An 8,642-nucleotide genomic window follows, 5' to 3' on the forward strand; every position below is an offset into this window, starting at 1 on the left:
GGCGTTGCTTTCAGCAAACAGCAACAACTCACCCCCGGCATCGCCTTAAGCCCATCGCAAATGGCGCTGCTCACCTCGGACATTATCTGGCTGACCAACCGCACCGTGACCCTGCCGAACGGCACAACGCAGGTGGTCGCCGTGCCGCAGGTCTACGCTCGTGTGAATAAAGGCGACCTGACCGGTGACGGTGCCCTGCTCTCCGGTAAAAACGTGACAATAAATAGCCGAAGAGATATCACCAACAGCGGCACTATCCGCGGGCGCGAAGTCACCCAACTGACAGCGAACAATCTGACCAATAGCGGCTTTATCCAAAGCGGTAAAGTGGATTTAACCGCCTGGCAAGACATCACCAACCTCGGCGGACAAATTCAGGGCCGTGACCGCGTTTCTGTACAAGCAGATCGGGATATCACCAGCGCCTCTACCCTGCGCGGAGAAGGCGCTGACCGCTGGCTGGATCGGCCAGCGGGGATTTATGTCCAGAATGACAACGGTACCTTGTCGCTGAAAGCCCTCAACAACATCCGTCTCACTGCCAGTGACGTGGATAATGCGGGTAAAGACAGTCACACTGAGATAGTAGCAGGTCGTGACTTAACGTTAGATACCCTCAAAGTACAGCACACCGAAAATAGTAACGGAAGAAAATATAACTCCCGCTATCTAACGCAACAAACAGAAATAGGTAGCCGGGTAAATAGCGGAGGAAATTTAAACGTACAAGCAGGCCAAGATATCTCACTCACCGCTAGTCAGCTAGGAGCTCAAAACAGCGTTACCCTGTTGGCCGGACAGGATATTCACCTGAATGCCGCTCAAACATTACATCATCAGACTGATAACGGATACAAAGCACACCAAATTAGCGGAAAAGTTAGTCATATCTCCAGTGGCGATAAACTGGCACTAAACGCCGGGCGGGACATCACCGCTCAGTCTACAATGACAGCCAAAGGTCCCGTCCAACTAGTAGCAAACCGAGATATCCACCTAAATGCAGCTCAGAAATCATATCATTTAGTGGATAACGGATATGAAGTACGCCAAACTAGCAAAGAAGTCAGCCATATTTCTAGCAACGATAAACTATCTTTGAACGCCGGACGAGATATCTCCACTCAAGCAACAGTGATGGCAGCCGAAAGCTCTGCTCAACTAATAGCAGGCCGTAATATGACATTCAGTGCCACTGAACAAGCAGACTATGAAGCCAGCAAAGGCCATAAAAAACAGGTAATAGATGAGCACCGTCGTCAGCAAGTAACGGAAATCACTAGTGGCAAGAATACTGTATTAACGGCTGGACATGACCTGATATTAAAAGGTACGCAGGTTCAGGCGCAAAATGATATAGCTGTGCAAGCAGGTCACGATATTGCGCTTAAGTCAGTGACTGAAAGCGATTACCATTTCTTTGAAGAGACTAAAACCAAGAGAAAAAGGTTTTCAAAAACCACTACTCATACAGTGCGTGAAGATTTTGTCACTCATGAAAAGGGAGCTATCCTGTCCGGCAATAACGTTCAGGTCGTAACCGATCATAATATTACTATGTTAGGCTCTGCTGTTGCAGGGGAGCAGAAGGTAGCCGTCATTGCTGGAAATGATATCAATGTAATGTCTAGTGCGGAACAGCAAACTCATTACTCAATGACTCAAAAGAAAAAGAGCGGGTTATTCAGCGGCGGAGGGATCGGCTTCACCATCGGTAAAGCCAAACAAAAATCCACCACCGACACCGACAGCAAACTCAGCAAAGGCAGCACCGTAGGCAGCAGCCAGGGCAGTGTAACACTCAACGCCGGGCAACAGCTCAACATTCACGGCAGTGATGCGGTAGCGGGCCGCGATATGCAGCTTTCCGGTCAAAACATTAACATCACCAGTGCGGAAAACAGTCACACCGCCATCACCAAAACCGAACAGAAACAAAGCGGCCTGACCGTGGCCCTGTCCGGCACCGCAGGCGGGGCCCTGAATTCCGCAGTTCAAACGGTTCAAGCCGCCAACAATGAAAGTGACAGTCGCCTGAAAGCCTTACAGGGCACCAAAGCCGCTCTTAGCGGGGTACAGGCTGTTCAGGCTGCCCGTCTGGCCGATGCTAAAGGCGGTGACGACAAAGCCAATAACAATCTGATAGGGGTCAACCTCTCCTACGGCAGCCAGTCCTCCCGGTCAGAACTGAAACAGCACCAGACCACTCAACAGGGCAGCAGCCTGATGACCGGGGATAACCTCACCCTCACCGCTGCCGGGACACCAGACCAGAACGGCGATATCCGCATTCAGGGCGGCCAGTTACAGGCGGGCAAAGACCTGCAACTTAATGCCAGCCGGGATATCCAGCTCTCATCCAGCCAGAACACCGAACAGACCACCGGCAAAAACAGCAGTCGCGGGGGCTCACTGGGCGTCGGTTTCACTGCCGGACCGGGGGGCACGGGTATTAACCTCTCTGCCAGCGCCAACTACGGCAAAGGCCGTGAAAGTGGTAATGGCGTCAGCCATAACGAAACTACGCTGGATGCGGGGCAAACTGTCACCCTCAACGCCGGCCGGGATGCCACGCTCAAGGGCGCTCAGGTCAGCGGCGAACAGATTACTGCCGACGTAAAACGTCACCTGACGCTCAGTAGCGAGCAGGACAGCAACCGCTATGATATGAAGCAACAGAATGTCAGTGTTGGCGTCAGTGCCACTATCGGCTCAGGTGGTTCATTGAACCTCAGCGCCAGCCGCGACAAAATCCACAGCAACTTTGACTCCGTACAGGAGCAGACTGGACTGTTCGCCGGCCAAGGCGGCTATCAAGTGAAAGTGGGGGAACATACTCAGCTTGACGGCGCAGTGATTGCCAGTACCGCAGACAAAGACAAAAACACCCTCGATACCGGTACTCTGGGTTTTGGCGATATAAAAAACAAAGCGGATTTTAAAACTGAACATCATAGCGTGAGTGTCAGCACCGGCGGCTCAGCAGGCGGCATGTTCCTCAGTAACATGGCCGCCAATACCCTGGGCGGCGCTAACCGGGAAGGCCATGCTCAAAGCACCACCCATGCCGCAGTCAGTGACGGCACCCTAATTATCCGGGATAAAGACAACCAGCAACAGGATATCACCACCCTGAGCCGGGATACCGACCATGCTAACAATGCTCTCAGCCCTATCTTTGACAAAGAGAAAGAGCAGCAACGACTGAAACAGGCCCAACTGATTGGCGAAATCAGTGCGCAGGTGATTGACATCGCCAGCACCGAAGGAGCCATTATCGCTACCAAAGCCGCCCACGCCAAACTGGAGAACATCAGTGACCCGGATAGAAAAGCGGCCATCAAGGCACTGGAGGATAAAGGTAAAACCGACATCACCCCGGAACTCATTAAAGACCAGATTTACAAGACCGCCTATAATCAGGCATTGAATGAATCTGGCTTTGGTACCGGTGGAAAATACCACACCGCTTTACAGGCCGCCACCGCGGCCATTCAGGGACTCGCGGGCGGAAATATTGGTCAGGCGCTGGCGGGCGGCGCTTCCCCTTACCTGGCCGGGGTGATTAAAGATTTGACCACCGACCCGAAAACCCATGAAGTCGATGTCGTGAGCAATACCCTGGCCCATGCGATTCTGGGGGCAGTGGCTGCCGAAGTCAGCGGTAACAACGCACTGGCCGGTGCGGCAGGCGCGGCGGGCGGTGAACTGGCTGCCCGAGAACTGATGAAGCACATTCACGGCGAAAATGTTAAAGTCAGTGACTTAAGTGAAGAAGAAAAACAGACCATCAGCACTCTTTCTACCCTGGCAGCGGGTCTGGCTGGCGGCATTGCCGGTGACTCCACCGGTAGCGCCGTGACCGGGGCCCAGGCCGGGAAGAATGCGGTGGAGAATAATGCGCTGAGCTTGCCGAAAGGAATGGCGGAGTACGGTCGGGCACAGAGCTCACTGGCGATGAAGATGTACAAGGAGGGTGCTACACCGGATCAGCTATCCGAAGAGCTGGCGAGGCAAGCTCGGGGTACCCATCCCGAAGGTCAAGATCCAGCCAGAGGGCTGATTGTGGCGTGGGGGAACTTCTTCGGTGTCCCGTTGGATGTAGTGATGTCCAATGAACAGATGACGCCAGAAAAAGCCGCTGAAATTGTGAGCAGCGGCATACCGACCAGCGAAGCGAAGGTGATGCAGTATGTGGCGGCGAAAACCTTTTTGGCACTGGCTAAAAATTCGGGGGCAGGCAATAAAACGGGAAACCCACTGCTGCAATGGAGTACTGGTGAAGGGAAGTACAGCCAGAAAAATCAGGGCACGGTCACAAATGTTGAATCTCAGGCAGGTCAATTTGACGGAAAGACAACATTTAACGCAAAGGGTGAGGTGACCCAAGGTACTACTGTCAAAGCAGAAACGAGTAGGACATTAATATATCATGAGAATTTTGGTGGTCATGCGATAGAAAGGCATGTTGGCAAATCTGATGCTCAATTACTTGCCAGATTCAAGAATGATCCAACAGTAGTTGCATCATCAACATTCACCGATATGAAAACCGCAGAGTGGGCAATAGGCAATGGTATAGCAGCAAATAGAGAAAAATTAACTAATTGGTTAACAAGTAATGTGCCCGGTGCCAAGGATAGGATAGTGATTAAGCATGATATGCCAGTGAGTGTAGGAAGGGTTATTCAAAGAGGTAGCACAAAATCTCATGAATCAAACAGTATAGTTATTGTTATTGATAAGGATCCTTTGATGCCTAACGGTTATCGAATTCAAACTGCCTATCCTAAATAAAGTTAGGAGGAAAGAATGAAAACAGAACAAATTTGTTATTTATTAAGCGCCTATTTTCATCAGGACTGGTCTTGTGAGGCTCCGAATCCTGAGGGGATAATGAAACTTTTTGTGGAAAAAGAGCAGCCAGAGACGGTTATGCTTTTAAAAAAGGAATTTGAAGAAGTATTAAATAGTGGTGAGGAGTTATCGGAAGATTTTATTTATGAAAATGATGGATATTATTGTCCATCAGGAGTGGGATTAACTGTCTTACAATGGTTTAAAAAATTGAATGAAGCTTTATAGTTAATCCGCTAAAAGGCCCCAGAGTTAGGAAGAGTCCAGCCCAAAATCTGGACTCTTCCTTTTCAGTTACTAGCTGTTCTCAACAAGCCGGATAATCAACAGCCCGTGCTCAATGCTGACCCGCCCCGGCTGCCCAGTCACAAATCCCGCTTCTTGCAGCCAATTGCCTTTAAGGTGCACACTGACAATGGCCCGGCGGGAAAAACTGGCGTTCAGGGGTGAAAAGTGCGTCTGGGGTTTTGGGTCGGGCGGCGAAGAAGCACCGGAAAAATCCGGTTATAACTGACTGAGTATACAGGGAAAATCGGCGTTCAGTGGTCAACTTCGCAATAGAATGCGTTGTTGTTGAGAATAACTATCTGAGCGTGAATGATCTGGATCGCTTCGCGCAGCAAGTCCGAACCTGCGAAGGGGAAAGTTGTCAACAGGTGATCAAGGATATGGTGAAGACCAATATCCGTAATCAGCAGGAAATGATGGACTCCTGTAACAGCAACCCGAACCAGTGTGCGCAGAAGTATGGTTATCTGGTTGATCAGTGGCCGGTGTTTGAACGTACCCTCAAAAATATGGACCGGGATGGCACATTGCCGGTTGAGTTCAGAAATTACCTGTCGGCAGTGAATACGTTAGGTCAGGCGGCCACAGGTAAGGTAGGCGAACTCGGCTGGACAAAACGCTTTGAAGCGATGGGCATGAGTAAGGAGACTGCCGCTGCGATGGCGATGACGCTGCCTGTTATTGTTGAAGGCAGTAAAGGACCGAAATCATCGCCAACGACAAAAGGAAGCACAAGTGCAGTTGTTAATACAGAGAAAACGGCACTGGAAAAGATTGGGCAAAATAGTAAGAACTCAGTAGATCTGAATTCTAAGCAGCAATTTTCGATGCTTGATCAACAAGCTGCAAAAAGCAATGTGGTTATTGATCCGAATAAAGTTAACTACTTATTTGGGAGAGTGACTAGTGGTAAGCATAATACCGATCGATCTACTCAAATGGAACAATCTATGAGGCGCTTAGGAATTCCAACAGACGATAAAGGTGCTCAATATCTTATGGAACACCTCTCAAAAGTGCCTAAGACAAAGGGGAATATAGTGCAGGTATATACTGACAAATTTGGTAAATATGAGGTCAGAGAGTCTTTGCTGTTCGGTCCCTCAGGCAAAGCTACTAAACTTGAAACTTCATTTGAAATTATGCCTGATGGAACTAGACGTTTTATCACTACCATACCGAAAGAAGGGAAAAAATAATGTTTATTGAATCCTATCCGGATGAACTAGATTTACTTTCCTTCTTTGAAAGTGAACCAACATTGGTTAATAAGTCAGATAGACATTTTGCATATGAGTTTACTGATGATACTGGAATCCACTTAGTTTTTTCTTTCAATGTATTAGAAGGATGGATACAGACAATATTAGAGCTAAATGGAAACAGAATAGCGGGATATCTGAGTGAAGGTGTTAACAGTTTTAAAATTAAGGATGAAATAAACGGAGAGTATATACATTCTGAAATTATCTTTGCTGACACAAGAACAGAGGTTGAAATTAGGTTAAAACCTTTTATATCCGTTAAATGGGGAACATTAATTAGATAGTAAAAGATCCCAGCCAATGTGAACTGCACCTAAAAATCAGAACCTAACTGATTAAGGTGCGGTTCATTGTACAGAGATCTTCCTTCTAGCTGTCAGCCAGCCGGATAATCAACAGTCCGTGTTCAATGCTGACCTGCACCGGCTGCCCGGTGGTAAATGAACTGCACCCCAAAAGTTGGGATCTTCCTTTTAGCCGCCAGTTGTTCAGAGCGTCGCAGGGGCACCGCTTACGGGCTCTGTGCCGCCCGCGCCCGCAGAACGGGCACCCGCCGCCCAGACAAGCTGGGCGACGTTCGCCCGTTGCCGAAAAAGGGGCTCCCCTGACAAGGGCACGGCGGGAAAAACCGGCCTTCGGAGGCGAAAAGCGCGTCAGGGAGTTTTGGGTTCGGCGGTGAACGGACATTGGAAAAAACGGGTTGTAACTGACTGGTGGCATTAGGAAAAGCGGCGTTCGTCGGTGAAGTTCGCACTGGAGTGAGTTGTTGTGGAGAATAACTACTTGCACGAAGATGAAAGCAGAAGTTTTTGATAAAGAACTGGCGGAGTGTAAGGCTAAAGGAGGTGACTGTGGTGCTGTCATTCAGAAGTATTTGGATACCAGCAATAAGAATAGCGCCGAATTAGAGGAAAAATCTATGGTCACCCCCATTTTTGCAACACTAATTTTGATGAATTTTTGGCTTGCTTAAATCTATCCGGCGTCACTATAGGTAAGGATACCCGCGCCTCGATGAGTTCTGCGCCTGATGAACCTTAAAATGCACTCGGCTTCAAAGAGCCACTTTCCTCTTTAGGTTTATCATCAGGCCGATAGGCCGTTCATGTCATCAATAATCAGTCTTCGCAAAACCAGATGGGTAACGTGTATTTAACTGCTTAATAATTAACCTGTTGAATTAGATTGATATTTATTATACCTGATATTCATTTTGCTGAGTGGTGATGGCCCAGGCTATTCGTGCCAGCTTGTTTGCCAAAGCACAGGCAACCACATTCGAATGCTTCTTGCTAAGTTGTTCCCGAACCCACTCAGCCAATCTGCCCTGCTGATGCTCAAGCCGCATCATGAACGCGCGGGCGCACTGAACCAGCAACCTGCGCAAATTTTTGTCGCCTCGCTTGCTGATACCCAACAGGGTGGATTTGCCTCCCGTGCTGTATTGTCGGGGCACAAGCCCTGTAGAGGCAGCAAAATCCCTGCTGCATGAAAATTGTTTACCGTCACCAAGCTGGGATGAGAGCAAGCTGGCAGTAATTGGCCCAACACCCGGTATTGTCATCATGCGTTGAGCTGTATCATCTGTTTTGATTGACTGGTTTAATTCTGATTCCAGCGCCGTTATTTGCTCAACAAGATAAAGATAGTGGGCGTGTAATTTCATCAGCAAACGGCTCAGGTAATCGGGGATTTCGTGTTCCGCCAGCACCAGAGATAACCGCTTAATGACCGCGTCGCCTTTTGGCAGGCTGATACCAAACTCCAGCAAAAAGGCATGCATCTGATTAGTGGTTTTTACCTTATCTCTGATGAGTGATTCTCTGACACGATGTAGCGCTCTCATCGCCTGCTGAGTCTCTGTTCTCGGTTGGACAATACGCATTGAGGGCCGTGATGCCGCCTCACATATCGCCTCAGCATCGACAAAATCATTTTTATTACTTTTGACAAACTGCGGAGAAATGAGCTTGGCGTCATGCCCAAAATCGCCAATCCGTCGCGCCATAAAATGAGCGCCTGCACAGGCCTCCATCACAACCGTTGAAGAGGGGCACTCTGCCAAAAACTGCATTAGCTTGGTACGCGTCAATTTTTTACGCAGAATTGCCTTGCCGGATTTGTCCTGACAATGGATATGGAAGGAATGCTTGCCGAGATCGATACCAATCAGTGTAACGTTTTGCATGATGGCCTCTCCAGAAAGAAAATACTCGATAAGAGTATTGCTCA

Annotated in this window: 7 protein-coding genes; 5 read left to right on the forward strand and 2 right to left on the reverse strand. The window is 48.9% G+C overall.

Features of this window, described 5'->3' with window-relative positions; genetic code table 11:
- The coding region (locus OO184_RS24005) for a hemagglutinin repeat-containing protein (RefSeq protein WP_265381327.1) at window positions 1-4,797 on the forward strand (4,797 nt) is incomplete at its 5' end.
- A gap of 15 nt (window positions 4,798-4,812) precedes the next feature.
- Window positions 4,813-5,085 carry a contact-dependent growth inhibition system immunity protein gene (locus tag OO184_RS24010; RefSeq protein WP_265381328.1) on the forward strand — a complete coding sequence of 91 codons (273 nt, stop codon included), beginning with the start codon at window positions 4,813-4,815 and terminating at the stop codon, window positions 5,083-5,085.
- Window positions 5,086-5,154: 69 nt separating this feature from the next.
- On the opposite strand, the gene OO184_RS25390 is transcribed toward OO184_RS24010, so the two are convergent.
- Window positions 5,155-5,265: a SymE family type I addiction module toxin gene (locus tag OO184_RS25390; RefSeq protein WP_376712599.1), complete on the reverse strand. Its 111-nt coding sequence runs from the start codon at window positions 5,263-5,265 to the stop codon at window positions 5,155-5,157.
- Window positions 5,266-5,399: 134 nt separating this feature from the next.
- Between OO184_RS25390 and OO184_RS24015 the strand changes: the two genes are divergently transcribed.
- The 3 genes from OO184_RS24015 to OO184_RS24025 all read left to right on the forward strand — a co-directional run bounded on the left by OO184_RS24015 (window position 5,400) and on the right by OO184_RS24025 (window position 7,383).
- Complete coding sequence (locus tag OO184_RS24015) at window positions 5,400-6,344, forward strand: hypothetical protein (RefSeq protein WP_265381329.1); 945 nt, start codon at window positions 5,400-5,402, stop codon at window positions 6,342-6,344.
- Window positions 6,344-6,694 (forward strand): hypothetical protein, encoded by a 351-nt coding sequence (locus OO184_RS24020; protein ID WP_049584804.1) that lies wholly within the window; start codon window positions 6,344-6,346, stop codon window positions 6,692-6,694. The genes OO184_RS24015 and OO184_RS24020 overlap by 1 nt, the downstream gene beginning before the upstream one ends.
- A gap of 509 nt (window positions 6,695-7,203) precedes the next feature.
- The gene (locus tag OO184_RS24025) at window positions 7,204-7,383 is read left to right on the forward strand and encodes a hypothetical protein (protein ID WP_265381330.1); all 180 of its coding nucleotides are present in this window, start codon (window positions 7,204-7,206) and stop codon (window positions 7,381-7,383) included.
- 222 nt (window positions 7,384-7,605) lie between these two features.
- Here the strand turns inward: OO184_RS24025 and OO184_RS24030 are convergent, their stop codons facing one another.
- On the reverse strand, window positions 7,606-8,598 hold the full coding sequence (locus OO184_RS24030) for an IS110 family RNA-guided transposase (protein WP_265381331.1): 993 nt from the start codon (window positions 8,596-8,598) through the stop codon (window positions 7,606-7,608).
- Window positions 8,599-8,642: the final 44 nt, after the last annotated feature.

Origin of the sequence: Photorhabdus aballayi, from assembly GCF_026153155.1 — a bacterium.
GTDB lineage: Bacteria > Pseudomonadota > Gammaproteobacteria > Enterobacterales > Enterobacteriaceae > Photorhabdus > Photorhabdus luminescens.

Bases quoted from the DNA above. Each gene is read 5' to 3' on its own strand.
- OO184_RS24010 (WP_265381328.1), top strand. From the start codon at position 4,813: ATGAAAACAGAACAAATTTGTTATTTATTAAGCGCCTATTTTCATCAG.
- OO184_RS24020 (WP_049584804.1), top strand. From the start codon at position 6,344: ATGTTTATTGAATCCTATCCGGATGAACTAGATTTACTTTCCTTCTTT.
- OO184_RS24025 (WP_265381330.1), top strand. From the start codon at position 7,204: ATGAAAGCAGAAGTTTTTGATAAAGAACTGGCGGAGTGTAAGGCTAAA.
- OO184_RS24030 (WP_265381331.1), bottom strand. From the start codon at position 8,598: ATGCAAAACGTTACACTGATTGGTATCGATCTCGGCAAGCATTCCTTC.